A 24,612-nucleotide genomic window follows, 5' to 3' on the forward strand; every position below is an offset into this window, starting at 1 on the left:
GATGTCAACATGGCGCGAATGTCCACTGTGTCGGAATAGAAAGTGCAAGCTCGCGGAGCAGGGGCGTTGAGGTGTAGCCCGCGGTTTCGCGGGGCAAGAAACCGCGCATGGAGGGAACAGCAAGGGGCGAGGGACATCTGCTCGGCCGGCGGCACCGCACCGATGAATCGGGCCGGACGGGGCTGGCGACGCCGCTTGCGGCAGCCCTCGTCTGATGCGGCTGAGGCACAGCCTTCCCCCGGTGGCGCTCGGCGCGGTGGCGCTCGGCGCGATTCTCGGCGCAAACCCCGCCCACGCCGACACGCCGTTACCAATACCGCTACCGACCAGCCTGCACCCGGTGGAGGTCGCCACCTCGCCGGAGGTCATCAAGGTTTCGGTGGCCGACGTGGTCGACGTGGTCGACGTGGTCGACGTGGTCGACGTGGTCGACGTGGTCGACGTGGTCGACTTGGTCGACGTACGGCTGGACGTCCCACCGCCCCTGCCGTCGGCCATTCCGGTGCCTACGCCGTCGGTTCAGCCCTCGACAGTCCTACCAGGTCGGCCGGCCGGCACGCCGTCCTCGCCACAGGCCACACCTGCCCCGTCCACCTCGGCGTCATCGGCCGCACCCCGTGCCTCGCGACCGTCGCCCGCACCGTCGGCGTCCGCACCGGCGACGGTGTCCCTGGGCAGCGCCCACGGCACGGCCGATGACCGGGTGCCGGATCAGGCGCGGGCCGCGACGGCCGCTGTCACCGGAGAGCGACCCGGTCCGCCCGCCCGGCCCGCGTCGGGGCCACCGGCGCTGGTGCTGGCGCTCGCGTCCGCAGCCGGCGGCGTCGGCACCAACGGTGTCGATCCACCGACCTCGACAGCCGAAGCTTCGCCGCACACCTCGCCCCTGCACCCGGGGCTTACCGTCACCGCCGTCGACATGCGCGCTGCCGGCCGACCGGTGGAACGTGGTCCCCCGCCGCCTCAACAACTCCTGATCACCCACTCGCGTCCACGACGTTGATCAGGAGAGGTTCATGGAAATCGCCGTTATCTGGATCCCCGCCGACATCGAGCCGTCGGAGCCCGCCGTCGCGAGGTGCCTCAGCCACCTTCGCCGAAACTCCTACCGATTCGCAGGAATCATGCGGGCCTCGTGGGAGACCGTCGAGCAGACGATGATCGACGGGGAGGTGGATGTCGTCGTCATCGCCGACTTCGCTCACCTCCCGCCGGACCGGTCCCCCCGGATCGAGCTGGCCAGCGCGACCGGTGTCGACACGGACGGGGACCATGCGGTTGCCAACACACAGCTCAACTGACACCAGAAAGCGCCCCGTCCGTCGTGGACGGGGCGCTTCGTCGATCGGGCGGGCGGGGCGAGTCGTGTCCGGGATCGCCCGGACGAGACAGGGAATCGCCCCGCCCCGGTGGTTCAGGACGCGACGGCCGCCCGTACATCATCGTCGGCGTCGCGCAGCCGTGCCGCAGCCTCCTCGGCGGTGCAGTTCGCCAGCAGCAGCACGATGGCCGTCTTGGCGTGCCCGTGCGCCGCCGCGAGCGCCCGCGCGGCAGTGTCGAGGTCGGTGTCGGCGGCCTGGGCGACGATCCGACGCGCACGATCGACGAGCTTCTCGTTGGTGGCGTTCATGTCCACCATCAAATTGCCGTAGACCTTGCCGAGCCGAGCCATCGTGGCGGTGGAGATCATGTTGCAGACGAGCTTCTCGGCGGTGCCGGCCTTGAGCCGGGTGGAGCCGGTGAGCACCTCGGGGCCGGTGGGCACCTCGATGGCGACGTCGGCGTGCCGGCTGGCCACGGCGTTCCGGTTGCAGGCCACCGAGATGGTCGCCGCTCCGCGCGCACGAGCGTGATCCAACCCACCGACCACGTACGGCGTACGGCCGCTGGCGGCGAGCCCGACCACCGCGTCACGGGCGGTCAGGCCAAGGGCGTCGAGGTCGGCGATGGCGCGGTTCGGGTCGTCCTCCGCGCCCTCGACGGCGACGCCGAAGGCTCGCGCCCCACCGGCGAGCAGGCCGACGACCCGCTCGGGTGGCGTACCGAAGGTGGGTGGGATCTCGACGGCGTCGAGCATGCCGATCCGGCCGCTGGTGCCGGCGCCGAGGTAGATCAACCGCCCGCCCTGGCGTAGCGACGCCACGATGACGTCGACGGCGGCCGCGATGTCCGGCACGGCCCGGCGGACGGTCTCGGCGACGGTCTGGTCCTCGTCGTTCATCGCGAGAAGCAACTCGGTGGGAGACATCCGGTCGAGGTCGGTGGTCTTGTCGTTGCGGGTCTCGGTACCGAGGGTGCTGAGGTCCACGGGGTGCTCGTTCCTCTCGCTGGTGTTCAGTCGCCGGCTGGCGGGGCGTGGTTCTCAGGTCGCCCGCCGGCCGCCGACGGCCCGCTGGTGTGGTTGACGACGAGCGCGTCTCGCAACCCGTTGGCGCGGCCGGGCCGAGGCGCAGCCGCGCGATTCGTCCTGTATCAGCAGGCTGGGACCACAGCGTAACCAGCCCGGAGGGGCGGTGGCAAAAAGTTTCGCGGTAGGCTCGTCCAGCGTCACTTTCTGACAATTGCTGGTTGGGAGCGAGCCGTGCGTCAACTCGACCTCGTCGTAATCGTGCTGTACCTCGTAGTAATCGCCTTCGTTGGGCTGCGTCTGTCCGGCAAACAGAAGTCCGCCAAGGACTACTTCGTGGGCGAGGGTCGGCTGCCGTGGTGGACCGTCTCGTTCTCGGTGGTCGCCACCGAGACCAGCGTCCTGACGGTGATCAGCGTGCCCGGCGGCGCCTACAGCGGTCAGGGGTTCGGCAACGTCGAGCTGGCCCTGGGATACGTCATCGGCCGCGTCATCGTGGCCGCGGTGCTCATCCCGCTCTACAAGCGGGGCGGCTTCGTCAGCGCCTACCAGTACCTCGGTGAGCGGTTTGGCCTGAAACTTCAGGGTCTGGCGTCGGTCACGTTCGTGTTCACCCGTCTGCTCGCTGAGGGCGTACGGCTGTTCGCCTCGGCCATCCCCATCAAGCTGCTCCTCGACGTGCTCGGTCTGCACGTCGGCTACCAGGCAATTATCGTCGTCCTGACGCTGATCACGGTGATCTACACCTACCTCGGTGGCATCAAAGCGGTCATCTGGACCGATGCCATCCAGATGGGGCTCTACCTGGGCGGGGCGATCCTGGCCATCGCGGTGCTGAGCCACGCCGTCGGCGGCGACGGATACGCGCAGGCGCTGGACGCCGGCAAGTTCCAGCTCTTCGACACCAACTTCAACCTCGCGCACGTGCTCACCAGCCCGTTCGCCCTGCCGACCGCGATCATCGGCGGTGCGATCTTCGCGATGGCCAGCCACGGATCGGACCAGCTGATCGTTCAGCGCATCCTGTCCACCCGGACGCTGCGCGAGGGCCAGAAGGCGATGATCTCCTCGGGCATCTTCGTGGTCATCCAGTTCGCGGCGTTCTCCCTGGTCGGTGCGCTGCTGTGGTCGTACAACAAGGGTCAGACCTTCAAGGAACTCGGCCTGAACAGCAGCGACAACCTCTACCCGAACTTCATCCTGCACGCCCTGCCGGTGGGCATCTCGGGTCTGCTGGTGGCCGGCATCCTCGGCGCCGCGATGGGTTCGCTGTCGTCGGCGCTGAACTCGATGTCGAACTCCACCGTCGCCGACTTCATCCACAGCTTCTTCCGCAAGGTCCCGTCGGACGACGTGATGCTCCGACTCGCCCGGGTGATGACCCTGGTCTGGGCGGTGCTGATGGCGATCTTCGCCTGCGCGTTCAGCTCCAGCACCGGAAACGTCTACCTGACCGGCCTGACCATCGCCGGCTACACCTACGGAGCGCTGCTCGGGGCCTTCCTGCTCGGCCGTCTCGTCAAGCGGGCCAACCAGGTCGATGCGGTGATCGCCTTCCTCGTCACCGTGGCGGTGATGACCTACATCGTCCGCTACGTCAAAATCGATGTGACGACGGCCGGGGCCACCAAGGCCACCGCCATCGCGGCGCAGTGGCTGGTGCCGATCGGCGTGCTGATCACCCTGCTCGTCGGCGCGGTGGCGAGCCGGTTCCACGCGGCCCCGGAGATCCCGTACGACCATGGACGCACCGACGAGGTCGACGACGACGCGGCGACGGCGCCCGTCGGCCGGGCGTGAAGGAGGACGTCATGCGCGTGATCGGTCTGATGTCCGGCACCTCCTATGACGGCATCGAAGCCGCCGCGGCCGAGTTCGAGCTGAGCGGCGACACCCTGCGGATGCGTCCGCTGGGCCGACTCAGCCACCCGTACCCCGACGAGCTGCGCGGCGGCATCGCCGCCGCGCTGCCGCCGGCGCCGACCAGCACCGAGGCGATCTGCGTCCTGGACACCGGCATCGGCCAGGCCTTCGCCGAGGCCGGCGTGCGGGCGCTCGCCGAGCTGTGCGACGGCCACGCCGACCTGGTCGTCTCACACGGGCAGACCATGCACCACTGGGTCGAGGGGGGTGCGGTCCGGGGCACGCTCCAGCTGGGTCAGCCGGCCTGGATCGCGGAGGCCACCGGCCTTCCGGTCGTGGCCGACCTGCGCAGCCGTGACGTCGCCGCCGGCGGCCAGGGCGCTCCGCTGGTCGCCCTCTTCGACGGGCTGCTGCTCAGTGGCCTGCCCGGCGTCCCGGCCGCACTGAACCTGGGCGGCATCGCCAACATCACCGTCGTCGCGCCGGACGCGGACCCGCTCGCGTTCGACACCGGGCCGGCCAACGCGCTCCTCGACGCCGCCGCGCGCCACTTCAGCGGGGGCGCTGAGGAGTTCGACCGGGACGGACGCGGCGCGGCTGCCGGGCAGGTGAACCCGGTCCTGCTGCGGCGACTGCTCGACGAGCCGTACTACCAGCTGCCCGGCCCGAAGAGCACCGGCAAGGAGCTGTTCCACCTTCCCTACCTGCTCGCCGCCCTCGCCGACGCGCCGACGCCGGATCCACAAGACGTGCTGGCCACGCTCACCCGCCTGACGGCGGTCACGGTGGCCGACGCGTGCCGCGACCACGGCGTCACCCGGCTCGTCGTCTCCGGCGGCGGCGCGCACAACCCGACGCTGATGCGCATGATCGCCGATGAGCTGCCCGAGGTGCACCTGTCGTCAAGCGACGACCTGGGCGTCGCGTCGGACGCCAAGGAGGCGCTCGCCTTCGCGCTGCTGGGCTACCTGAGCGTGCACGGGCTGCCGGGCACTCTGCCGTCGGGTACCGGGGCGCGCCACGCCTCCGTGCTCGGCAGCATCACCCCCGGCCGCCAGCCGCTGCGGCTGCCGGCGCCGGTCAGCACCGCTCCCCGCCGGCTGCTGATCGCCGGCCGTCCCGCCGAGCCCTCGGTGGCCGGCTGACCCCGTCCCGGGAGGACCCGCCGATGAGACCCGTCGTAGGAGTACCCGCGCCGACCGCGGCCGACGTTCGCGCCCGCGAGGTCGCCGAGCTGCTGCGCTCGCGCCTCGACGATCCGACCCGGGCCAGCACCGAGCTGCCCCGCAGGCTCGCGGCGGCGCACGACGCCTCGCCGTACCTCTTCGAGCCGCAGGCCGTGGTGCGCGCCGCCTCGGCCGCCGAGGTGGGGGCGCTGATGGCCGGTGCCCGGGAGGCCGGCGTGCCGCTGACCCTGCGCGGCGGCGGCACCAGCCTCGCCGGGCAGGCCGGCGGCGCGGGCGTGCTTGTCGACGTCCGCACCGACTGGCGGCACGCCGAGGTGCTCGACGACGGCCGCCGCATCCGGCTCCAGCCGGGCTTGACGATCCGGCAGGCCAACGCTCGGCTGGCCCGCTACCGGCGTCGGCTCGGCCCGGACCCGGCGAGCGAAGCCGCCTGCACGGTCGGTGGGATGGTGGCCAACAACTCCAGCGGGATGACCTGCGGCACCACCGACAACGCGTACCGCACCATGGAGTCGTTGCGCTTCGTCCTCCCGTCCGGCACCGTCGTCGACTCCGGTGCGCGCGACGCCGACGACCGGCTGCGGGCCGACGAGCCCGAGCTGCACGCCGGGCTGCTGCGCCTGCGCGATCAGGTGCGCTCTGCACCGCAGTCGCGCGCCACAATCGAGCGGCTGTTCGCGATGAAGAACACCATGGGGTACGGGCTGAACTCCCTGCTCGACCACAGCAGCCCGGTCGAGATGCTCGCCCACCTGATGATCGGCAGCGAGGGCACGCTCGGCTTCGTGGCCGAGGCCGTCTTCCGTACCGTCGAAATCCACGACCACGCCGCCACCGGCCTGCTGATCCTGCCCGGCCTCACCGAGGCCACCGACGCGCTGCCCGCCCTGCTCGCCGCCGGCGCCCGTACCGCCGAACTGCTCGACGCGGCCGCGCTGCGGGTCAGCCAACGCGACCCGGGTGCGAGCCCGACCCTGCGCGGGCTCACCGTCACCGGGCACGCCGCGCTGCTTGTCGAGTTCACCGAGGCCAGCGCGGAGCGGCTGGCCGCGACGCTGGCCGACGCCCAACCCGTGCTCGACCGGCTGCCCGCCGTCACCGGCACCGAGCTGACCCGCGACCCGCGCGAACGGGCCAAGCTCTGGCACCTGCGCAAGGGCCTCTACACCGCCGTCGCCGGCGCCCGCCCGCCCGGCACCACAGCCCTGCTGGAGGACGTCGCGGTGCCGATGCCGCGGCTGACCGGCACCTGCGACGGGCTGATCGGCCTGTTCGACAGGCACGGCTACCCGGATGCGGTGATCTTCGGACACGCCCGCGACGGCAACCTGCACTTCATGCTGACCCAGTCCTTCGACACACCGGCGGAGATCGACCGCTACGCCCGGTTCACCGACGACATGGTCGACCTCGTGCTTGCCGAGGGGGGCACCCTCAAGGCCGAGCACGGCACCGGCCGGGCCATGGCACCCTTCGTCCGCCGGCAGTACGGCGACGAGCTGTACGACGTGATGCGCGAGGTCAAGCGGTTGTGCGACCCGAGCGGCCTGCTCAACCCCGGTGTGCTGCTCAACGACGACCCGAGCGTGCACCTGCGGCACCTCAAGGCCGTCCCCACGGTCGACCCCGAGCTGGACGCCTGTGTGGAGTGTGGCTACTGCGAGCCGGTCTGCCCCACCGCCGACGTCACCACCACCCCCCGGCAGCGCATCGTCCTGCAACGGCAGATCGCCCTCGCCACCGCCGCCGGTGACGAGGAGCGCCGCCGGGAGCTGACCGCCGACTACGCGTACGCGGCGGTGGACAGCTGCGCCGCGGACAGCCTCTGCGTCACCGCCTGCCCGGTCGGCATCGACACCGGGGCGGCGATGAAGCGACTGCGCGCCGAGCGGCACAGCCCCCGCGCCCAGCGCACCGCCCGCACCGCCGCGCGGCACTGGCAGGCCGCCGTGGCGGGCGTCCGGGTGGGCCTGACCGCCGCGCACGCCGTACCGACACCGGTGACGCGTGCCGCCACCGGAATGATCCGTGGGCTCGGTGCCACCGAGCTCATGCCAGCGTGGAGCGACGACATGCCCCGCGCCGGTGCTCCCCGCCCCGGACCCCGCAGCGCCCCGGACGCGCAGGCGGTGTTCTTCGCGGCCTGCGTCGGCAGCCTCTTCGCACCGGAGGAAGGCCCGGCCGGCGGCTCGGCGGCAGCGTTCCTGCGCCTGTGCGAACTGGCGGGAGTGCCACTGGTCGTACCGGCCGGCACGGCGGGCCTGTGCTGCGGAACGCCGTGGCAGTCCAAGGGCTACCCCGCCGGCCACCGCGAGATGGCCGAGCGGACCCTGGCCGCCCTCTGGACGGCCAGCGACGAGGGTCGGCTGCCCATCGTGTGCGACGCGTCATCCTGCACGCACGGGCTGAGCCAGCTAACCGCCGCGCTGGCCGAGGAGGACCAGGCACGGTACGGCGCTCTGCGCTTCGTCGACAGCGTGACCTTCACCGCCGAGCACCTCCTGCCGGCGCTGCCGCAGCCCCGCCGGCTGGGCTCGCTGGCCCTGCACCCCACCTGCTCCACGGTGCACCTGGGCGGCATCGACGACCTGCGCACGGTGGCCCAGGCGGTCGCCGACACCGTGACCGTGCCGGACAGCTGGGGGTGCTGCGCCTTCGCCGGTGACCGAGGGCTGCTGCATCCCGAGGTCACGGCCGGCGCCACCGCGGCGCAGGCGGCCGAGATCAATCAGCGCGAATACGACGCGTACGCCTCCTGCAACCGCACCTGCGAGATGGGCATGAGCCGGGCAACCGGTCAGTCGTACCAGCATGTGCTCCAGGTCCTCGTCGAGGCGATCGAGCCGCGGGCGTAGCCGGTCGCCCGTACCCACGAACGCGCCGCCCGCCGCGAATCTGCGGCGGGCGGCGCGGTGGGTGCGGGAGACCTCAGGAGAGCGCGATGTCGCTGTAGTAGTAGCGCAGGATCGCCTGATAGTTCTTGCCCTCGTTGGCGAGATCACGAGAGCCGTACTGCGACAGCCAGTCCCCGTCCACCCAGCCACCGCACGCGGTCGTGGTCGCGCAGTAGTGCGCCCGCAGGATGTTGCCGCTGCGGGTCATCCGGGCCGACCAGGTCCGGTCCACTGCGGCGGACGTCGACGACTGCGCCGACGACGGCCGGTAGACCTGGTCGTTGGTGTTGTCACTGACGTCGTAGCACTGGCCGCCGGGCGTCTTGCGGGTCGAGTGCAGCGCCCAGTACCAGCCATAGCTCTTGACCGCCATGGCACCGGCGTCCAGCGAGGCCGCCGGCCAGCTCGTCACCCACTCGTTCGGGAGGACGTTCTTGACGTACGTCTTGAAGTCGACCCGATCGACTCGCCCGAGACTGACCCGGTAGACGAGGATGGTGCTCGGTAGCTTGCTGTTGGTGCCGTCGGTGCTACAGCCCGTCGGCCCGCTCAGCAGTTCGTGCGAGGCGTTGTTGTTCTTCAGCGTGGCGTTGAGGTTGCCCTTCGCTCCGGCCGCGAAGTCCTGGTTCGCACCGGCGAAGTTGCTGTTGAAGTAGACCCGCACGGTCTTGCCGGTGCGGTTCCACACCGACGCGGCGTTGTTCTTCACGCACAGGCCCTTGCCGTTGCCCGCGCCCTTGAAGTCGTAGCAGGTCGGTTGGGTCGTACCGTAGTCGTCCAGCGAGTCGGTGAAGTCGGAGATCGAGCCGGCCTGGTCGCTGTTGTAGTAATAGCAGAACTCGCCGCTGTCGCAGGTTCCGTCCCGTTCGGCCGCCGCTGCCGGCGAGGCGACACTCAGGATCGAGCTGGACATGGCGAGGACGGCGCCGACGATGGCGAGGCCCTTGCGAATGTTCACGGCGCCCTACCTCTCGTTGTAGCCCTGCGAGTTCCAGAACGCGGTCGGATCGGCGTTGTCCAGGGTGGGGTCGCCGACGCTGACGGCCGCGTGGGTCTGCCGGCCGGACCGGACCTCGACGTGGGTGTGCGCGCCCGAACTGGAGGACACCCCGTGCCACGACTCATCGGCGATGATCTCGCCCTTGCTGATGGCGTCGCCCACGCTCACCCCGGACTTCGGCGCGGTGTGCAAGTAGATCACCGACTTGTTGAGCGAGGAGTTGTAGACGGAGATCGTGGACAATCCGCCGCTGCCGGTGTTGCCCCGCGCGACGTAGATGACAGTGCCGGAGACCAGGGCGCGCACGTCCGAGCCGACGCTGCGGGCGATGTCGATGCCCTCGTGCCGGCCGGGCGTGGTGGTGTAACCGTCGAAGCCGCACGTGACAGTGCCGCCGCTGGCCTGGTACAGCGCGTACGACATGTTCGTGCGCGTCGACGGCGAGAACTGGTGCGAGGCGTTGTTGTTCTTCAGCGTGGCGTTGAGGTTGCCCTTCGCGCCGGCCGCGAAGTCCTGGTAAGAACCGGCGTAGCCGCTGTTGTAGTAGACACGTACGGTCTGGGTGCTACGGTTCCAGACCGAGGCGGCCTCGTTCTTGATGCACAGGCCCTTGCCAGCGCCAGCGCCCTTGAAGTCGTAGCACGAGGGCTGCTCGGTGCCGTAGTCGTCGAGCGAACCGGTGAAGTCCGAGATCGATCCCGCGTTGTCGCTGTTGTAGTAATAGCAGAATTCGCCGCTGTCGCAGACCCCGTCTCGGGCCGCCGCCGACGCGGGCGATGCGACGCTGAGGATCGAGGTGGTCGCGGCCAGCGCGATGCCGGCGGCGGCGAGGCTCTTACGGATGTTCATGGTGTCCTTTCAGGAACGGTGGAAGGGTGCGGGTCACTGCCCGCGCTGGTATTGCTCCCAGGTCTTGATCGGGACCTGGGGGCCGTCGTCCGGGCCCTGGTTGGCCAGGCCGTTCATGCCGAGGTAGTAGTCGCCGACCTGGTGCTGCGCCTGGCTGGACAGGTCCGTGTCGTTGATCGCCGTGGCGTGGATGTGCCACGGCCAGTCACCCTGGCTCGGGCTGCGGACCCAGGCGGCGAAGCCGACCTGGCGCAGAGCTCGGGCGACGGCGGTGCGCTTGGCGGCGGTCATGCCGGTGACCGAGATGTCCACCACGCCCCCGCCGTCGTGCGTACCGGCCGAGGTGGGGTCGCCCCCGGGGTTGTATGAGCCCTGGTCGAGCACTAGGGAGTACCCGAGCAGACGCTGCGCCTCGGCCAGCATCGCCTGGGTACGGGCGTTGACCACGTACCCGTCGCGCTGGACCTTCGCGCCCGGGCCGATCTTGTTGCCGACGGTGTAGCGGTTCAGCCCGAGCTTCGTCAGCGACGTCGTGCCGGGCAGCCCGTTGGCGGCCAGGCCGATGTAGCCGAGTGAGCGCTGGTACGCCGCGTACGCCGAGATGGTCAGCGTGCCGAAGTAGCCATCGACCCACTGCGCGTCCAGCAGGTTCTGCGCCTGCAACGCCTGTTCGACGGCGAGCACGGAGCTCTTCGCGCCCGGGGTCAGTGTGTTGTCGGCGCGACGTGGGTCGATCTGGGCGGCCAGGACGGTGGCTTCCATGTCCACGACTGGCAGCGCGGCCGTGGCGACGGTTCGCTGTGCTGTGGCGTTGGTTGTCGCGGCCCATGCGTGGGCCGGGGCACCGACGGCCACGCAGAGCGCGGCGAGCCCGATGGATAACCAGGAACGGCGCAAGGTCGATCCTCCTCGCTTGTGGTGTGTCGTTCGGAACGGACATCACCATGCGAGAAAGGCTCTGCTGTTCGGTACCCCCGCCGTCGTGTCAGATGCGTCAGCCCGTCACTGACCTCGATGAATGCGGTGTTGTCAGCTTTGGCGGCACCCGGGACTGACGCGCTCTGACACCCTCAGGGGCGACCCGAGACCGCGCTCAGGCGGTGACGGTGACCATGAAGTACACCGGCCGGCGGGTGGGGAAGTACTCCTGCCCGTTCTCGTCGACCATCTTCCAGCTGACCCAGCACTTGCCGGGGCGGCTCGGCGCGGTGACCGGGACGCTGATCATCACCTGCTCGTCGGGCGGGGTGTCACCGATCGCCACCCGATCCGGCACCTGGCATCCGTCGGCGTCGGCGGTGGGGTTCGTCCGTGCCAGGAAACGGTTGTGCCAGGCGACCTTCCCCACGTTCTTGAGCGCCCACACCTTGACGAACTGGGAGTTCGCCCGCACCTGCGTGCCGTCGGGGATCGTGACGTCGGCGATGAATTTGCTGGAGTCCCCGGGGATCAGCGAGTCCGAGAACGGGGTGGCCGACGGCGAGGATGACGGCATCGCCGCCGCCGCGGTGCCGGAGTCGTCCCGAGATGCCCGGCCTCGGACGAGGACGGCCAGGGCGGCGACCATCGCCACCACAAGCACCACCGCCGCCGCAGCGAGCCACGGCATCCGCTGCCGCCGCACCTTTGCGGCGTCCTCGTCGGCCGGCGGGTACTCCTCGTCCTGCGGCGTACCCCGGGCCTCCGACGGGGTCACCGCGACGCCGGTCACGACGGGCCCGTGCGTCTTCAGGGCATCGGACGTCCCGGTGGCGGGTTTCTCCGCGCCGACAGCGATCGGGGAGTCGGTGCTGACCGGTACGACATCGTCGTCCGCGAGGGCGTGGACCGTCCCCGGGCGCTGCGCGTCCTCCCAGCGACGCCGCCACTGGACCTCGTCGGCCTCGCAGGCTCGGACGAACTCCCGCGTGGTCTCCCAGGAGGGGAACCTGGTCCCTGCAGCGGCCTCGTGCAACGTCGTGTGCGAGATGCGGCCCGACCGCCCCGCCATCTTACGAAACGACGGATCACCGACGCTGGTCCGCAGTTCCCGTAGCTGTTCAGCGAAGCTCTCGGCAGCCTGTCTGTTCTGAGTCGACTCCGCGTCGGCACGCTGGTCCTTCATCTCTCCCCCATGTCAGACGACGTCGTCAGGCGTTGTCAGAACGTGTCAGAGGGTACCGAACAGACCGAGGTGACCATCAATGTGGTGCATCAACGACATTGGGCAACATGGTCCCGGTGCGCTTGAGGAGGTCACCGATGAAGAACCTTTCCCGACGCGGCATCCGCATCCTCGCGGCGGTCGGACTGGCCGTGCCCGCGACGCTGGCATTCGCCGGTCCCGCCCACGCCGAGACCAACCCGCGCTGCGCCGACTCGGTGCAGATCGGCGCGACCGCGTACGTCACCGTTGGCGGTCAGACCGCAGCGTCGGTGAAGCAGTACAAAGGTTGCGGCAAGAACTACGCCTACACGTACGTGTGGCAACAGTATCGGGCCAGCCACGGCTCGTACCAGGTCTGCACCTCCATCGTCACCGGGAGCACGCTGCGCGACCTGCAGTGCTCCAGCGGCCCCGATGTGTGGTCCTCGGGCGCCAACACGCTGTCGGTGTGCACCCGAGCACTCGGCGGCATCTCCGACGTGGCGCAGAAGGAGACCGAAGTGCGCTGCTGACCCGGCACGCGCGACGAAGCGGGGCGCTGGCCGTGGCCAGCGCCCCACTTCGTCGCGCGTCCCGCCTGAGGGGCAGGGTGCTCCCGCGCAAACGTCGATGACCCTGCCGGTTCCACTCCGGCGAATCGATCCGGTCGCAGGACGGCTATACAGCCCATTCGGGGGCCGCTGACGCGAAGAACTTCGCCGACCCGCCGTCAGGCAGTGATCACCGGCCAGGCGTAGGCGAGCAGGGCGCAGGCGGCACCCAGAAGCGCGAGTGAGACGCCCCGAGTGGGCAGCGGCAGGGCAGCGAGCACGATCAGGATGACGGCGACGACGTAGAGAAATGCCTGGACCGACATGGTGCTCTCCTCGATAAGGATTGACTGACTAGTGGATCTCGCCGCCGAGATGCCCCCGGAGGTCATTGCGCAAACGTCCTGCCGGTCACAGTGGTGCGTACGACCCGTCGAGGGTGTGACCAACCACCGGGCCACACCCTCGACGCCGATCTGAGCGTCAGCAGCCGATCCGGCTGGACCCGAGTGCGACGTCGTCGTACCAGAGGGTGTCGGCCCCGCCGCCGTAGCTCTCCCAGCCCAGCTTGAGGTCGGTGAGCTGCGGCCGCCAGGTGCGGTTGTACCACTGGCCGTCGATGTCGTGCGTCGGTGCGCCGTCCGCGGTCAGCCCGGTGATGGCAGCGCCATCCAACCAGGTACGGAGCTGACCGGCCGCACCGTCCACCATGAACTCCACGCAGGTCCACCGGTTCGTCGGCAGCGGCACGCTCTGCGCGACCCCGGCCGGACTCTGCTCGGGCAGGGTCGCGTCGTCCGAGGCGCGGTTCCACTGCAGGGCGCCGTTCTGGCCGCCCAACCGCAGGTCCTTGTTCCCGTCGGCGGCGTCGACCATCGCCATCATCGTGGTGTGCTCGGTGGGCTGGGCGGTGGTGTGCCGTACCCAGATCCGGCCGTACCGGACGCTGCCCACGTTGCCGAGGTTCTTCGTGGACCTGATGAAGACGTGGTTGCAGTACCCGGCAGCACCGTTGATCCGGACCGACCGGCTGCCGCTGTGCGTGGTGGCCGTGTCGATGGAGGCTGTGCCGGCCCCGGAACAGTCCGGGCTCACCACGGCCCAGTCGCCGGACGGCGTCGAGCCGGTCTGCGTCTCGAAGCCGTCGCAGAGCACCGCGCCGGCACACCCGACCGGTGGCTCGGTGGTGGGTGGCGGTGTCGTCGGCGGTGGGGTGGTTGGCGGAGGCGTGGTCGGCGGAGGTGTCGTGGGCGGTGGCGTGGTCGGGCCGGCGCCGTTGCACGGTACGCCGTTGAGGCTGAACCCGGTCGGCGCGCCGCCGCTGGAGCCGAACGTGCCCTGCACGCCAAACTCGGTGGAGCCGCTGGCCGGGATGTTGCCGTTGTACGACATGTTGCGGGCGGTCACCGTCGATCCGGACTGGCTGACCGTGGCGTTCCAGCCGTTCGTCACACGCTCGTCCCCTGCGTAAGACCAGGTGACGGTCCAACTGGAGACGGCCGTGTCCCCCGGGGAGACCTTGATGTTGGCGGTGAAGCCGCCGGGCCACTGGTTGGGCGTGTAATCGACCCGGCAGCCCTGAGCGGCCGCAGCCGGGCTGGTGAGCAGGGCCGCTCCGGTGGTGGTCACGGCGGCGGCCAGCGCGGCGACGACCACCAGGGTCGAGACGCGGCGGGCACGGAGAATCGTCATGAAGGGTCCTTCTGCCATCAAGCTGGGTGGAGGCGGCGCGGCGGCGCGCCACAGCGACCGGTCGTGCGTACGACCGAAGTGCCCGGCTCGGGGTGGACCTGTCAGTCGCCGACGGCCCGGTCGCCCGGACCCCGGCGGCGCCCACTCCCAATCTATTGACGGTTGCCTATTTAATCAAGCGTCACCCCGACCAGGCCATGACCGGAAAAGAAAAGCGCCGAGCCGTGTCGATCCGTGGGCCGCTCGTTCGACGTAGGGATGCTAGGGCCGGGAGACGGCCCCATCGGACGAGGAGAACGCGATGTCGAAGTACCTGCTGATCATGCGGGGCACCGATGAGACGAACGCGGCCATGATGGCCAATCTCGACGAGATGATGGCCGCGACCCACCGGTTCATCGAGGACATGATGAAGGCCGACGTTCTCGTCGCGGCCGAAGGACTGGACGATCCACACCAGGGCGTCGTGGTCGACTTCGACGGCGAGGCACCGGTGGTCACCGACGGGCCGTACGGCGAGACCAGGGAACTGTTCGGGGGCTACTTCCTGCTCGATGTCGCCACGAAGCAGGAGGCGGTCGAGTGGGCCAAGCAGGTCCCGGCGGTCCGCGGGTCCAAGATCGAGGTCCGGCGAGTGGCCGGGGCCGACGAGGTCCCGCAGGGCGGCGAGAGCAACGGCCAGATCTGATGGGTACGGCCGACGTCGAGGCCGTCTGGCGGATCGAGTCGGCGCGGATCGTCGCCGCGCTGACCCGATTCACCGGCGATTTCGGGCTCGCCGAGGACGCCGCCCAGGAGGCGGTGGCCGAGGCGCTCGTGTCCTGGCCGCGCGCCTCTCCGGCCAATCCGGCCGGGTGGCTGATGGCCACGGCCCGGCGGCGGGCGATCGACGCGATCCGCCGCCGGGCCGCTCTTCAGGACCGATACGCCCTGTTGGCGGCCGCTCCAACGCTCGATGAGGAGATCGACCTTGACCGGATCGACGACGACGTCCTGGCGCTGATGTTCGTCAGCTGCCACCCGGTGCTCCCCCGCAAGGCACGGGTGGCACTGACCCTACGCGTGGTCGGCGGCCTGTCCAGCGAGGAGATCGCCCGCGCGTTCCTGGTCCCCGTGCCGACCGTGCAGGCCCGCATCACCCGGGGCAAGAAGACGATCGCGGCGGCCGGGGTGCCGTTCGAGCTGCCGCCAGCCGGCGAGCGCCGGGACCGGCTGGGCGGTGTGCTCAGCGTCCTCTACGTGATCTTCACCGAGGGGTCGACGGCCACGTCAGGCGACCAGTTGCTGCGACCCGACGTCGCGTACGAGGCGATCCGGCTGGTCCGCACACTGGCCGCGCTACAGCCAGACGAGCCGGAGGTGCACGGCCTGCTCGCCCTGTGCGAGCTGACGGCCGCGCGCTTCCCGGCCCGGACCAACCCGGACGGCACGCCGATCCTCCTCGAGGACCAGGACCGCCGGTTGTGGGACTTCGCGGCGATCCGCCGTGGGCTGGCCGCGCTGTTCAGGGCATCGCACCACGGCCTCGGCCCCTATGGCCTGCAGGCCGCGATCGCAGCCGCGCACGCGTCGGCGCCCTCGGTCGAGGAGACCAACTGGGCCGGGATCGTCAGGCTCTACGAGCTGCTCGGCCGGGTCGCACCCTCGCCGGTGGTCGAGCTCAACCGTGCCGTCGCCGTCGCCATGGCCTGCGGCCCGGCGCCAGCGCTGACGATCGTGGACGAGCTGATCGCCTCGAACCGGCTCGCCGGATCACACCTCGTGCCGACCGTACGCGGTGAGCTGCTGACCCGCCTCGGCCGGCTTCCGGAGGCCCGCGCCGAGCTGGAACTGGCGGCCCGACTGTGCGCGAACCAGCGCGAACGCTCGGTGCTGCTCCGCAAGACGGCCAGTCTGCCAGCACAGTCGACCGGGACCTGAGCGCATGCCTGCCGGAGGCGACGCCGAGCATGATCGAGCGAGCCTGCCGCGAACACCAGATCAGGAAGCCGGATGATCATCGAGAGTTCGTCGCGCTGTACGGCTACGACGACACCCACGCACACCTGATCGACGCGGCAGCCGGAGAGACCGGCGACCCGGACCAACTCAGCCGCGCCTCGGCGATCCTCAGCGAGTTGGCCGACCGGGAACGCCACGCCATGCAGATCCTCTCCGGCATCCGGACCGACTGACCACCTCGCCAGCGGGCACCTCAGGACCTGCGCACCTCGGCGCTAGCAGCGTCACACCCCGTTAGGCATCCTAGGATCCTGGGTGAGCGGGGTCGGCGGCTAGCGGCTCGGGTGCCCGCATCGGGCCTAGTGGTCGTTCAACAAGAAGAAGAGCGTCTGGTGCTCGACATCGAGGAACCCGACCCGCCACCGTGGCGACGGATCCGCCTCGTCGTACGACCTGCTGTACAGCCACCGCGGCGCGGCCGGCAGGAAAGGCATGAGGGCCGGCCACGCGTCCGCGGGACTACTGGAGTGAGGCAGTTCATCCAGGTTGACGGAGGCGTACGGCTGGAATTCGTACTGCTGCGCCAACGCCCTCGCGTCTTCCGGACGCAGCTTGACCACACCCTGGTACGCCCAGTCCGTCGGACCCGGTACTAACGAGCACGGGTTGCCCAGAGCACGCGACTGCCAGTGGATTTCGGGGTAGTCGCCAAGACCCGGCAACTCTTCCGGCGGATCCCAGCGGTCAGTGCGGAGCTTCGCCTCGGCGGCCTGCACCGACTTCTGGCACGAACGCACGTCGGCAGGGCTGTCCTGAAGAAGCAGGATCCCGGCCGCGACGCACCCGCCCGCCGCCAACAACGCCGTGGTCGCCGCGGCGAGTACGACGACCAGCACCAGCTTGCGCGTCTTCATGGTCAGCAGACTAGGAGTGCGCGACCATTCGTCGCTTCGTCGGCGGGGACGGAACTGGCCGGCGTCGGACTTGGACCCCGTACCTTGATGCCGTGGCTCCCTTTGCGAGAACGCCGAGCACGGCCCGAACGGTGCGGCTGGTCATGCCGGTGGCCGCGCTGCTGTTCCTGGGCCTCGCCCTACTGGTCCGGGTCGTCGACGACGGGGCGCTGCGGCAGTACTCCGGCACCGCGTTGTACGCGTCGATGGTCTGGGCCGCGACGCTGTTCCTGTGGCCACGGCTGGCACCGGTGCCGGCCGGGATCCTCGCCACCGCCTTCTGCTGGGTAGTCGAACTCGCACAGCTGACCGGAGTGCCAGCCGAGTTGTCGGCGCGGAGCCTGGCCGCGAGGCTGGCGCTGGGTGTGCAGTTCGACCCCGTCGACCTGGCCTGGTACCCGGCCGGTGTGGTGCCCCTGATGGTGCTGCACCATCTCGTACGCGCCAGACACCGCCGCAACCACCGCGCGACCTCGTCGTCTCAACGGCCCGCAGAGTTGACCCGCGCCCACAGCGGACCGCACAGCTGACGACCGGCGTTCGGCGACCGTCATTGTTCCGAGGCGATTCGTCGGGATCATCGGCGAGGCGTCTCTCTTCGCGGTCTGTCCGAGCGGTATGGGTGCATCGCTATTTGAGCTGCTGTGACCGGGGCGGGGTGCGTCGCCGCAACCCGCCCCGGATCAGATCAGAGTTCCCGGTGGTAGACGGCGACCGGCAGCGGCGTGCAGCCCAGTGCGTCGTACAGGGCTCGGGCGGGCGCATGGAATCCGTCCCCGCCCGTGCCGATCGTGACGACCTCGGCGCCGAGTTCCCGCATCGCGGCGAACGCATGCTCACACAGCACGGTGCCCGCGCCGAGCCGGCGGTGCTCCGCGGACACGGCGAGGATCGTGACGCTGGCATTGCGTCGTTCGGGTTCTACCACCCAGGCCACGTAGCCGGCGATGGCGCTGTCGATCTCGGCGACCGCGACGTACCGGTGCTCGGCGGGGTCGTGGAGCTCGGCAACCTGCTTGACGTAGTCGTCGCGCCACTCGCCATGCTGGTTGGCGAAGACGACCTCGCCCACGAGAGGGCGGAAGGATTCTTCGTAGAACGGTCCGAACGTCTCGATGGTCAGTTCGGTGAGCCGGGTCAGGTCCTGTGGAAGAAACGGGCGGATACGCATGAGTGTGCCTCTCGAGCTGAGATCCTGAAAGCCAACAAACCGGGCATCAGATGGCCAGCCAGCTGCCGGAACGGCGGCAAGCCGACCCTCAGTGGCGGGTACGCCAAGCGGCGAAGCAACTCATGATCCGAATCCTACGGGACGCTGCAACCGCATTCGTGGCACAGAGCGTCCACCAAGGCCGCTGGGACGAGATCTCAGACTCGCGAGCGACCGATCCATCAGCGGGGAGATGGCACGGTTCGAATCTCACCAGCGCCGGCCGAGGGCAATGCTGGGTACCCTCATGCTCATGAAAGCGTGCCGGCTTGTGGTCGCTGCGTTCCTGGTCTCGCTGGTCACATCGGGTTGTGGCTTAGGGCAATCCACGACCGCGGACGGCACCTCAACGACGTACACGTGTTGCGATGCCACGGACGTCGATACTGTCTACCAGCCCGGTCAGAAGCTCATTCTTCATTGGATCGTCACGCCGGGGACTGCGCCCGCCTCGAAGTCACCCCAGGTCGAGCTGACTGCGCGTCTGACCGGCCCCTATGCGGATCCCAGCGAATTGAAGAGCGCCACGACCGGCAAGGCCGCCCCCGCTGCGGGACAGGCGACATTCCAGGCCCCGCCGGTGCGGCCTTCCGGCGCGGCGGACGAACGGCCCTCCAGCGTCATCCCCATAGCCGAGGACGCGCTCCCCGGTTACTACCACCTGACCTTCGCCATCCGGGAGGGAGGCGGAAGCGTGGGCGGAGCGAGCATCGTCCTGGTGGCCCCTCAAGCCTGAGCCTAACGAAACCTCCAGGCCGGGCACTGCTCCTGTTGACCCCTGCTGCCCGACAGTGCTCTTCGCCGGGCAGGACGGCTTCCTGCGTGAGGGCTCGGTATGGAATATCGCCTTCTGGGACGGCGACCGGGTCATCTGGCCTGAAGCCCCGATGCTGGCCGGCATCACCATGCAGGTGCTCCGGCTGGGCATGCGGAGGCTAGGCATTCCCGACGAGACGCGGCGCTTGACGCGCGAATCACTGAACGGCATGAGAGCCACTGCCGCGACCAACTCGCACTGCTCAGCGCAGCCGATCGCTGCCGTGGACGAGACAGCGTTCCCCGGTGGCGAAGCACTTACCAGCCTGCTGCAGCGCGCCTGGCGGGAGGCTCCCTGGGAGCCGGTCCGCATAGCTCGGTAGAAGCCGTTGCCCCAGGTGGAGATGCGCTGTCATCGGCCAGGAGCGGATCCTCGCCGGAGCAGCGGCGTAGCCCGCACAGGAGGGCACAGGTTGGACCGTCTCTGCCTACGAAGCAGGTTCCAGAACGACGACTGGGATCTGGCGGGTGGTCTTCTGCTCGTAGTCGGCGAAGCCCGGGTACGCGGCCTTCTGCGCGCTCCAGATCCGTTCCCGCTCGTTGCCGGCGGCAACCCTGGCGACCAACTCGACCTTGTCCGTGCCGATCTCCGCCTGGGCCCGCGGGTTTGCGAGCAGGTTGTGGTACCAGTCGGGATTGGTGGGCGCACCGGCCTTGGACGCGAACACGGCGTAGCCGCCGTCCACCTTCTGATACATCATCGGGTTCACGCGAGGTTGGCCGCTCTTGGCGCCGACCGTGTGCAACAGCAGCAGCGGCGCGCCAGCGAACTGACCGCCGACCTGCCCACCGTTGGCGCGAAACTCAGCGATGATCTTGTCGTTCCAGTCACTCATGCCTTCTCCTGGTCCTCGGGTCGTGCAAATTCCCGCGTCAATGTGGCACGACGGTGGCTAGCGTAGGCAGATGAGCACTATCCCGATGGCCGGACTGCGGCTGCGGTTCCTCACCGAGCCGGGAGAATTCCTGGCCGCTGCGGGTGATTACCTGGGCGCCGACCCCGTCGTCAGCACGGTGGTGACCACCGTCGCGCACCGGATGTTGTCGCAGCGGGCCGAGGAGCTCTCGCAGCCCGACCGTACCTGGTGGCTGGTGGTCAGCGACGACTCCGGGACCGTGGTCGGCGCAGGAATGCGCACGGCGCCGTTCGCCCCCGACCCACCATTCCTGCTGCCCATGCCCGACGAGGCGGCTGTTGCGCTGGCCCACGCGTTACACGACCGCGAGGAGGAGGTGCTCGCGGTCAACGGAGCCTTGCCTGCCGTCGAACTGTGCGCCGCCGAGCTGACCCGGCTCGGCGGGGGCCGAGTCCAGGTCACCCAGCACACGCGGCTGCACGAGCTCGGCGAGCTGGCGTGGCCGCCACCGGTAGGCGGCGGCCTGGTGGTCGCGACCGAAGAGGACATGGGACTGGTCACGGAGTGGTTCGCCGCGTTCATGGGCGACGCCGACGAACAGGCCGGTCGCCCGCGCGGCACCAGGGCGCACGAGATGCCCGACCACGCGGAGATGCTGCGCCGGCTCCAAGCCGGACGGCTGTGGTTCTGGGTCGACGAGACAGGGAAGCCGGTGCACCTCACCGGTGCCAACCCACCGTCGTTCGGGGTGGCCCGCGTGGGCCCGGTGTACACGCCGCCGGCCCAACGCGGTCGCGGTTGGGCCAGCAACGCGGTCGCCGAGGTTTCCCGGCGGATCCAGGCCGAGGGTACGCGCGTCTGCCTGTTCACCGACCAAGCCAACCCAACGTCGAACAAGATCTACGCCGCCCTCGGCTACCGGCCGGTCGTCGACATGGCCGACCTGGTCATCGTCCACTGACGCCGACTGCACCGCGGCGAAGGAGTGCGGGCTGGTCGTTGCGGGGCACTGTGTCATAGGTTGCCGATGTAGATGACTACTGCGTCCGGCGGCGGTGACGGCCGCTGCGCCGACACCGGCTCGACGTCGTCGTACAGCCACATGCGGTGCGCCGTCCAGTTCAGGATCCCGCCGGTCTCGCGGGATCCGCGAAAGCCGCGAGCTTCGGGCTGGAGGGGCCAACCACAGCTGCGGAGGTGTGCGACGAGCCGGGCCACGGTAGTTGCCCTGTCGGCACCATCGGCGGCCATCACCGCGAACTCGGCTGTGCAGTTGCCGCTGCTACCACCGTCGGCGCAGGCGTCGGCCGACACGAGGCGCAGCGACGTCGGCAGTGGGAGGGCCTCGTCGTCGCGGGCGGGGAACCGTAGCCTGCCATCACCGTCGGACCCAACGACGCCGAGCCCGCAGCCGCCCAGCAATAGCACGGTTGCCAACGTCGCGGTCGAGGCAGCCCAGTGAACTTTGCCCGCCGTCAGGTTCCCTCCGGCCAGGTGAGGGGACGAGACGGGGTGGACGCTCCGATCGATGACCAACGCGGCCAGGCACACGATGCCGACGAGCATCCACACCATGAGCCAGTCAAGCCATGGTGCGGCTATCAGGCTGCGGGGCCACTGCGAGATGGCGAACGCGGCGGCCTGCCCGGCGATGAGGACGACGCCGACAGCCACGCCGACGGCACGACCGCTACGGGTTCCCCAAGCCCAGGCTCCCACCACGACCAGGCCAAAGGTCGCCGCCACGACAGCGGTCATGGGCGCACCCTGCCCGAGCGGCAGCAGCGTGAGCGCGATGCCGCCGGCACTCAGCCACCAACGCCAACTGTTGCTCATCACCATCATCACGGTGCACCCTAAGATCCTCGTCGAGGCGGTTGGCAACCACCCTCGGAGCCGACGGATTGCGGCAGCACCAACACCTGAGCGGCGATGACGCGTTCGCCGTTGAAGGTCAGCGCCGGCGACCCGTGCAGTTGATAGCCCTGGTCGAGAAGGACGCTCACGCGGATGCAGAACTCAGCATCGTCGGGTCCGGTGATGAGTCGGTAGCCGAGCGGCTCAGTGAAATCTGCCATCGCCGCATTGTGCCTGCCCGAATGCCTATGCCCAGTCCCGGCTGCATCCCGTCTTGCTTGGTTGCGAGACCAGCGGCGGAAGCGCGACTGTGTCGGCAGATCAGGATCGCTGAGGGCAAGCCGCTGCGGGATGATGTGTGGGTGGACCCGAGCGGTGAGGCGCAGTTGAGTGAGGTGAGTTGGTTCTCTGTGCGGTGTGTCTTCCGCATCGGGTCCGATCCGAGAGAGCAGTTGTACGAGGAAAGGCTGACGCTGTGGCGAGCGGAGAGTTTCGACCAGGCGATCGTGCTGGCGGAGGCCGAGGCACTCGAGTACGCGGCTGATCAGACAGACACGGTTTTCGCGGGACTCGCTCAGGCGTACCGAATGTTCGACGCCCCGGAACATGGCGCGGAGATCTTCTCACTGATGAGGGACAGCGAGTTGGACCCGCAGGCATACCTGACGGCATATTTCGATACCGGCCAGGAGAGACAAGGTGACGTTTGCGCGGTATCCGACGAGGGGTGCCACCCCTGAGCAGGCTCGCTGTCCGTTCCGCCCGCCCGGCCTGCGGCAGACGCGCACACCGCAGGCATGGCTTCAGGACGGACTAAAGGCTCGGAAGCGCTTCACGTGGCTGACGAGGTCTTCGGTTATCCAGCCAGAACCCGTAGTCACGAAGATCAGCTTCCAGCCCGTCGTCGAGGTACCGGCCGAACTCGACCAGGCCCGCCGCGTTGTCACGCTCGTCGGCCCGATCGCTGGCTGACCACTGGTGTTGTACCTGATCGATCCATGCGGCCAGCCACTCCCGCTCGGTCCACCATTGCCGCACGAGGTCGAGCGTCCAGTGCTCGTCGCCGTCTGCGGCGTAGGCGCAGAAAGGGTCGCTCCAGGCGGCCGTCAGCAGAAGTTGGACTTCGCTGGAGTTGGTCGGCTGCCGGTAGACGATCTCGCCGCCGAACTCGGCCTCGTAGACCACGTGCAGCGGAGCGATCTCGCGACCCGTCCAGCACGAATCGGTCCGCGCACCGTAGAAGGCACCCGGCACGTTCCGCCAATCCCTGTCTGTCCACCGCCCCCGCAGGTACTGCTCCGGCGGCCCGAGGCGCCGTCCGCCCGCGAGAAGACTCGCCACCTCCACGTCGGCGGACGCTTCAACCGCCGGCGCCGGGTCCCAATACACGACCTGAACGTTAGCGCTCGTGTGACTCCTGAGGGTCTTCAGCCGCTCATCGGCCCGAAGCGCACGATCGGCGGATGCGGCAGTAATCAAGATTGACAGGCTCAAGTCAGCTGCGGCAACCTTACGGTCGACCACGTGATCGACGTGGCCACTCTGCATGAGGGGATGACGCCTGTGATCCGGGTAGGACGAGCGGCCGCCTGAGTGTTGACCACGCGACGGATGACCGTCGTGCTGCTCTCGCGTGGCAAGTGGCCCAATGCTTCTTCGCCCACCGCAGCGTCTCCCATGCATCGAGGTTTACGTTGACCATGGATGCCCGCATCCAGCAGTCCGTCGTCGCCAACCTGTCCAACCGACCCACGCCCATAGGGGTGGGGCCGTTCGTGATCGGAATGGATCCGACAACGACCAGTCCCCACATCAACTACGCGAGTCCGTATCCCGGTGCTGCCATCACCGCCGCTGACATCACCGCGCTGGTCGCGGCCTTCCGCGCGGCTGAACGCACGCCGCGCCTGGAGTACGTCACCAGTTGCGCCCCGGGCCTGGAGGCGCAACTGGTCGCTGCCGGCTTCGTCGTGGAAGCCCGGCACACCTATCTGCTCTGTGTGCCAGGCGCATTGACGACACCACCTACGCTCGACTACCTCAATCTGCACGAACCCGGCACCGATGCTCAGCGCGCCGCGGTCATAAGCACTCAGAACGAAGCCTTCGGCGGCGATCCGGTGGCCTCCAAGGCTGACGTAGCTCGGCTCCGGCGTCAGCAGGAGGCCGGCGGCGTGGTCGTCATGGCCGTCACTGACGACGGCGTCTGCGCGGGAGGTGGTGGAGCAGCCCCGCCCACCGGCGCGGTAAGTGAGGTCGCCGGCATCGCCGTTCGTACGGCCTACCGTCGTCGAGGGCTTGCGGGTGCGATCACTGCCGACATAACCCGGCGGCTGTTCACCACCGGCACGGAGATCGCGTGGCTGGAGGCCTCCGGCGAGGATTCGTGGCGGGTCTACGAGCGCGTCGGCTACCGGCCTGCCGGTGAACGGCTCTACATCGGTTTGAGCTGAGGCTCGGACCTGCTCGG

General features: G+C 69.4%; 28 protein-coding genes. 15 read left to right on the top strand and 13 right to left on the bottom strand.

The genetic code is table 11. From position 1 onward, the window contains the following. The first annotated feature begins 214 nt into the window (after nt 1-214). Nucleotides 215-1,003: a hypothetical protein gene (locus IF46_RS34210; protein WP_157562564.1), complete on the top strand. Its 789-nt coding sequence runs from the start codon at nt 215-217 to the stop codon at nt 1,001-1,003. A gap of 13 nt (nt 1,004-1,016) precedes the next feature. Continuing rightward, the gene (locus IF46_RS0104130; RefSeq protein WP_030486918.1) at nt 1,017-1,301 is read left to right on the top strand and encodes a hypothetical protein; all 285 of its coding nucleotides are present in this window, start codon (nt 1,017-1,019) and stop codon (nt 1,299-1,301) included. 113 nt (nt 1,302-1,414) lie between these two features. Here IF46_RS0104130 and murQ read toward each other — a convergent pair whose 3' ends face one another. After that, entirely contained in the window at nt 1,415-2,308 is an 894-nt protein-coding gene (gene murQ / locus IF46_RS0104135; RefSeq protein WP_030486919.1) for an N-acetylmuramic acid 6-phosphate etherase, read from the bottom strand. A 273-nt stretch (nt 2,309-2,581) separates the two neighbouring features. Here murQ and IF46_RS0104140 point away from each other — a divergent pair, with 273 nt between their 5' ends. From IF46_RS0104140 to IF46_RS0104150, 3 genes are read left to right on the top strand one after another with little or no spacing between them, the layout of a single operon-like run. Beyond that, nucleotides 2,582-4,147, top strand: coding sequence for a sodium:solute symporter (locus IF46_RS0104140; protein WP_030486920.1), 1,566 nt, complete (start codon nt 2,582-2,584; stop codon nt 4,145-4,147). An 11-nt stretch (nt 4,148-4,158) separates the two neighbouring features. After that, on the top strand, nt 4,159-5,355 hold the full coding sequence (locus IF46_RS0104145; protein ID WP_030486921.1) for an anhydro-N-acetylmuramic acid kinase: 1,197 nt from the start codon (nt 4,159-4,161) through the stop codon (nt 5,353-5,355). A gap of 23 nt (nt 5,356-5,378) precedes the next feature. Beyond that, nucleotides 5,379-8,252, top strand: a complete 2,874-nt coding sequence (locus tag IF46_RS0104150; RefSeq protein WP_030486922.1) for an FAD-binding and (Fe-S)-binding domain-containing protein — start codon at nt 5,379-5,381, stop codon at nt 8,250-8,252. A gap of 73 nt (nt 8,253-8,325) precedes the next feature. Here IF46_RS0104150 and IF46_RS33600 read toward each other — a convergent pair whose 3' ends face one another. The 4 genes from IF46_RS33600 to IF46_RS33045 all read right to left on the bottom strand — a co-directional run bounded on the left by IF46_RS33600 (nt 8,326) and on the right by IF46_RS33045 (nt 12,244). Next, on the bottom strand, nt 8,326-9,249 hold the full coding sequence (locus tag IF46_RS33600; RefSeq protein ID WP_157562566.1) for a peptidase inhibitor family I36 protein: 924 nt from the start codon (nt 9,247-9,249) through the stop codon (nt 8,326-8,328). A gap of 6 nt (nt 9,250-9,255) precedes the next feature. Continuing rightward, a complete protein-coding gene (locus IF46_RS0104165) occupies nt 9,256-10,140 on the bottom strand; it encodes a peptidase inhibitor family I36 protein (protein WP_030486924.1) in 885 nt (294 codons plus the stop codon). A gap of 33 nt (nt 10,141-10,173) precedes the next feature. Further along, complete coding sequence (locus IF46_RS0104170) at nt 10,174-11,037, bottom strand: peptidoglycan-binding domain-containing protein (RefSeq protein WP_030486925.1); 864 nt, start codon at nt 11,035-11,037, stop codon at nt 10,174-10,176. 196 nt (nt 11,038-11,233) lie between these two features. Further along, nucleotides 11,234-12,244, bottom strand: a complete 1,011-nt coding sequence (locus IF46_RS33045; protein ID WP_051723625.1) for an NBR1-Ig-like domain-containing protein — start codon at nt 12,242-12,244, stop codon at nt 11,234-11,236. Nucleotides 12,245-12,381: 137 nt separating this feature from the next. Between IF46_RS33045 and IF46_RS33050 the strand changes: the two genes are divergently transcribed. Continuing rightward, entirely contained in the window at nt 12,382-12,798 is a 417-nt protein-coding gene (locus IF46_RS33050) for a hypothetical protein (protein WP_051723626.1), read from the top strand. Nucleotides 12,799-12,995: 197 nt separating this feature from the next. Here IF46_RS33050 and IF46_RS34675 read toward each other — a convergent pair whose 3' ends face one another. Both IF46_RS34675 and IF46_RS0104190 read right to left on the bottom strand, forming a co-directional pair. Continuing rightward, nucleotides 12,996-13,142, bottom strand: a complete 147-nt coding sequence (locus IF46_RS34675; RefSeq protein ID WP_167493109.1) for a hypothetical protein — start codon at nt 13,140-13,142, stop codon at nt 12,996-12,998. 157 nt (nt 13,143-13,299) lie between these two features. Beyond that, nucleotides 13,300-14,508, bottom strand: a complete 1,209-nt coding sequence (locus tag IF46_RS0104190) for a cellulose-binding domain-containing protein (protein ID WP_030486928.1) — start codon at nt 14,506-14,508, stop codon at nt 13,300-13,302. 301 nt (nt 14,509-14,809) lie between these two features. Here IF46_RS0104190 and IF46_RS0104195 point away from each other — a divergent pair, with 301 nt between their 5' ends. From IF46_RS0104195 to IF46_RS0104205, 3 genes are read left to right on the top strand one after another with little or no spacing between them, the layout of a single operon-like run. Beyond that, nucleotides 14,810-15,196, top strand: coding sequence for a YciI family protein (locus tag IF46_RS0104195; RefSeq protein ID WP_030486929.1), 387 nt, complete (start codon nt 14,810-14,812; stop codon nt 15,194-15,196). Beyond that, a complete protein-coding gene (locus IF46_RS0104200) occupies nt 15,196-16,428 on the top strand; it encodes an RNA polymerase sigma factor (RefSeq protein WP_030486930.1) in 1,233 nt (410 codons plus the stop codon). The genes IF46_RS0104195 and IF46_RS0104200 overlap by 1 nt, the downstream gene beginning before the upstream one ends. A 29-nt stretch (nt 16,429-16,457) precedes the next feature. Further along, on the top strand, nt 16,458-16,682 hold the full coding sequence (locus tag IF46_RS0104205) for a hypothetical protein (protein ID WP_030486931.1): 225 nt from the start codon (nt 16,458-16,460) through the stop codon (nt 16,680-16,682). A gap of 126 nt (nt 16,683-16,808) precedes the next feature. Here the strand turns inward: IF46_RS0104205 and IF46_RS0104210 are convergent, their stop codons facing one another. Then, a complete protein-coding gene (locus IF46_RS0104210; RefSeq protein ID WP_030486932.1) occupies nt 16,809-17,363 on the bottom strand; it encodes a hypothetical protein in 555 nt (184 codons plus the stop codon). 92 nt (nt 17,364-17,455) lie between these two features. Between IF46_RS0104210 and IF46_RS32185 the strand changes: the two genes are divergently transcribed. After that, nucleotides 17,456-17,932, top strand: a complete 477-nt coding sequence (locus tag IF46_RS32185) for a DUF2809 domain-containing protein (protein WP_198041346.1) — start codon at nt 17,456-17,458, stop codon at nt 17,930-17,932. A gap of 158 nt (nt 17,933-18,090) precedes the next feature. On the opposite strand, the gene IF46_RS0104220 is transcribed toward IF46_RS32185, so the two are convergent. Beyond that, complete coding sequence (locus IF46_RS0104220) at nt 18,091-18,573, bottom strand: GNAT family N-acetyltransferase (RefSeq protein ID WP_030486934.1); 483 nt, start codon at nt 18,571-18,573, stop codon at nt 18,091-18,093. 286 nt (nt 18,574-18,859) lie between these two features. On the opposite strand from IF46_RS0104220, the gene IF46_RS0104225 reads away from it, so the two are divergent. Together IF46_RS0104225 and IF46_RS32190 are read left to right on the top strand one after the other, a co-directional pair. Further along, nucleotides 18,860-19,348, top strand: coding sequence for a hypothetical protein (locus IF46_RS0104225; RefSeq protein WP_232233926.1), 489 nt, complete (start codon nt 18,860-18,862; stop codon nt 19,346-19,348). A 55-nt stretch (nt 19,349-19,403) separates the two neighbouring features. Then, nucleotides 19,404-19,751: an aminotransferase class IV gene (locus IF46_RS32190; RefSeq protein ID WP_030486936.1), complete on the top strand. Its 348-nt coding sequence runs from the start codon at nt 19,404-19,406 to the stop codon at nt 19,749-19,751. 105 nt (nt 19,752-19,856) lie between these two features. On the opposite strand, the gene IF46_RS0104235 is transcribed toward IF46_RS32190, so the two are convergent. Then, nucleotides 19,857-20,264: a nitroreductase family deazaflavin-dependent oxidoreductase gene (locus IF46_RS0104235; RefSeq protein ID WP_030486937.1), complete on the bottom strand. Its 408-nt coding sequence runs from the start codon at nt 20,262-20,264 to the stop codon at nt 19,857-19,859. Nucleotides 20,265-20,334: 70 nt separating this feature from the next. Here IF46_RS0104235 and IF46_RS0104240 point away from each other — a divergent pair, with 70 nt between their 5' ends. Further along, a complete protein-coding gene (locus IF46_RS0104240; RefSeq protein WP_232233927.1) occupies nt 20,335-21,246 on the top strand; it encodes a GNAT family N-acetyltransferase in 912 nt (303 codons plus the stop codon). Nucleotides 21,247-21,299: 53 nt separating this feature from the next. Here the strand turns inward: IF46_RS0104240 and IF46_RS0104245 are convergent, their stop codons facing one another. Both IF46_RS0104245 and IF46_RS34680 read right to left on the bottom strand, forming a co-directional pair. Next, the gene (locus tag IF46_RS0104245) at nt 21,300-22,133 is read right to left on the bottom strand and encodes a hypothetical protein (RefSeq protein WP_198041347.1); all 834 of its coding nucleotides are present in this window, start codon (nt 22,131-22,133) and stop codon (nt 21,300-21,302) included. Between the two features lie 8 nt (nt 22,134-22,141). Continuing rightward, nucleotides 22,142-22,363, bottom strand: coding sequence for a DUF1737 domain-containing protein (locus IF46_RS34680; RefSeq protein ID WP_051723628.1), 222 nt, complete (start codon nt 22,361-22,363; stop codon nt 22,142-22,144). 141 nt (nt 22,364-22,504) lie between these two features. On the opposite strand from IF46_RS34680, the gene IF46_RS0104255 reads away from it, so the two are divergent. After that, nucleotides 22,505-22,882, top strand: coding sequence for a DUF4288 domain-containing protein (locus tag IF46_RS0104255; RefSeq protein ID WP_198041348.1), 378 nt, complete (start codon nt 22,505-22,507; stop codon nt 22,880-22,882). Between the two features lie 73 nt (nt 22,883-22,955). On the opposite strand, the gene IF46_RS0104260 is transcribed toward IF46_RS0104255, so the two are convergent. Beyond that, nucleotides 22,956-23,690 carry a hypothetical protein gene (locus tag IF46_RS0104260; protein WP_198041349.1) on the bottom strand — a complete coding sequence of 245 codons (735 nt, stop codon included), beginning with the start codon at nt 23,688-23,690 and terminating at the stop codon, nt 22,956-22,958. A gap of 152 nt (nt 23,691-23,842) precedes the next feature. Between IF46_RS0104260 and IF46_RS0104265 the strand changes: the two genes are divergently transcribed. Further along, nucleotides 23,843-24,595 carry a GNAT family N-acetyltransferase gene (locus IF46_RS0104265; protein ID WP_030486942.1) on the top strand — a complete coding sequence of 251 codons (753 nt, stop codon included), beginning with the start codon at nt 23,843-23,845 and terminating at the stop codon, nt 24,593-24,595. Nucleotides 24,596-24,612: the final 17 nt, after the last annotated feature.

The sequence above is a fragment of the Micromonospora chokoriensis genome, from assembly GCF_000718555.1.
Taxonomy (GTDB): domain Bacteria; phylum Actinomycetota; class Actinomycetes; order Mycobacteriales; family Micromonosporaceae; genus Micromonospora; species Micromonospora chokoriensis_B.

What these genes read in the sequence shown, in the direction of transcription:
- IF46_RS34210 (WP_157562564.1), top strand. Translation starts at nt 215, where the DNA reads ATGCGGCTGAGGCACAGCCTTCCCCCGGTGGCGCTCGGCGCGGTGGCG.
- IF46_RS0104130 (WP_030486918.1), top strand. Translation starts at nt 1,017, where the DNA reads ATGGAAATCGCCGTTATCTGGATCCCCGCCGACATCGAGCCGTCGGAG.
- IF46_RS0104145 (WP_030486921.1), top strand. Translation starts at nt 4,159, where the DNA reads ATGCGCGTGATCGGTCTGATGTCCGGCACCTCCTATGACGGCATCGAA.
- IF46_RS0104150 (WP_030486922.1), top strand. Translation starts at nt 5,379, where the DNA reads ATGAGACCCGTCGTAGGAGTACCCGCGCCGACCGCGGCCGACGTTCGC.
- IF46_RS0104165 (WP_030486924.1), bottom strand. Translation starts at nt 10,140, where the DNA reads ATGAACATCCGTAAGAGCCTCGCCGCCGCCGGCATCGCGCTGGCCGCG.
- IF46_RS33045 (WP_051723625.1), bottom strand. Translation starts at nt 12,244, where the DNA reads ATGAAGGACCAGCGTGCCGACGCGGAGTCGACTCAGAACAGACAGGCT.
- IF46_RS33050 (WP_051723626.1), top strand. Translation starts at nt 12,382, where the DNA reads ATGAAGAACCTTTCCCGACGCGGCATCCGCATCCTCGCGGCGGTCGGA.
- IF46_RS34675 (WP_167493109.1), bottom strand. Translation starts at nt 13,142, where the DNA reads ATGTCGGTCCAGGCATTTCTCTACGTCGTCGCCGTCATCCTGATCGTG.
- IF46_RS0104190 (WP_030486928.1), bottom strand. Translation starts at nt 14,508, where the DNA reads ATGACGATTCTCCGTGCCCGCCGCGTCTCGACCCTGGTGGTCGTCGCC.
- IF46_RS0104195 (WP_030486929.1), top strand. Translation starts at nt 14,810, where the DNA reads ATGTCGAAGTACCTGCTGATCATGCGGGGCACCGATGAGACGAACGCG.
- IF46_RS0104200 (WP_030486930.1), top strand. Translation starts at nt 15,196, where the DNA reads ATGGGTACGGCCGACGTCGAGGCCGTCTGGCGGATCGAGTCGGCGCGG.
- IF46_RS0104205 (WP_030486931.1), top strand. Translation starts at nt 16,458, where the DNA reads ATGATCGAGCGAGCCTGCCGCGAACACCAGATCAGGAAGCCGGATGAT.
- IF46_RS0104210 (WP_030486932.1), bottom strand. Translation starts at nt 17,363, where the DNA reads ATGAAGACGCGCAAGCTGGTGCTGGTCGTCGTACTCGCCGCGGCGACC.
- IF46_RS0104220 (WP_030486934.1), bottom strand. Translation starts at nt 18,573, where the DNA reads ATGCGTATCCGCCCGTTTCTTCCACAGGACCTGACCCGGCTCACCGAA.
- IF46_RS0104225 (WP_232233926.1), top strand. Translation starts at nt 18,860, where the DNA reads ATGCTCATGAAAGCGTGCCGGCTTGTGGTCGCTGCGTTCCTGGTCTCG.
- IF46_RS0104235 (WP_030486937.1), bottom strand. Translation starts at nt 20,264, where the DNA reads ATGAGTGACTGGAACGACAAGATCATCGCTGAGTTTCGCGCCAACGGT.
- IF46_RS0104240 (WP_232233927.1), top strand. Translation starts at nt 20,335, where the DNA reads ATGAGCACTATCCCGATGGCCGGACTGCGGCTGCGGTTCCTCACCGAG.
- IF46_RS34680 (WP_051723628.1), bottom strand. Translation starts at nt 22,363, where the DNA reads ATGGCAGATTTCACTGAGCCGCTCGGCTACCGACTCATCACCGGACCC.
- IF46_RS0104260 (WP_198041349.1), bottom strand. Translation starts at nt 23,690, where the DNA reads ATGCAGAGTGGCCACGTCGATCACGTGGTCGACCGTAAGGTTGCCGCA.
- IF46_RS0104265 (WP_030486942.1), top strand. Translation starts at nt 23,843, where the DNA reads ATGGATGCCCGCATCCAGCAGTCCGTCGTCGCCAACCTGTCCAACCGA.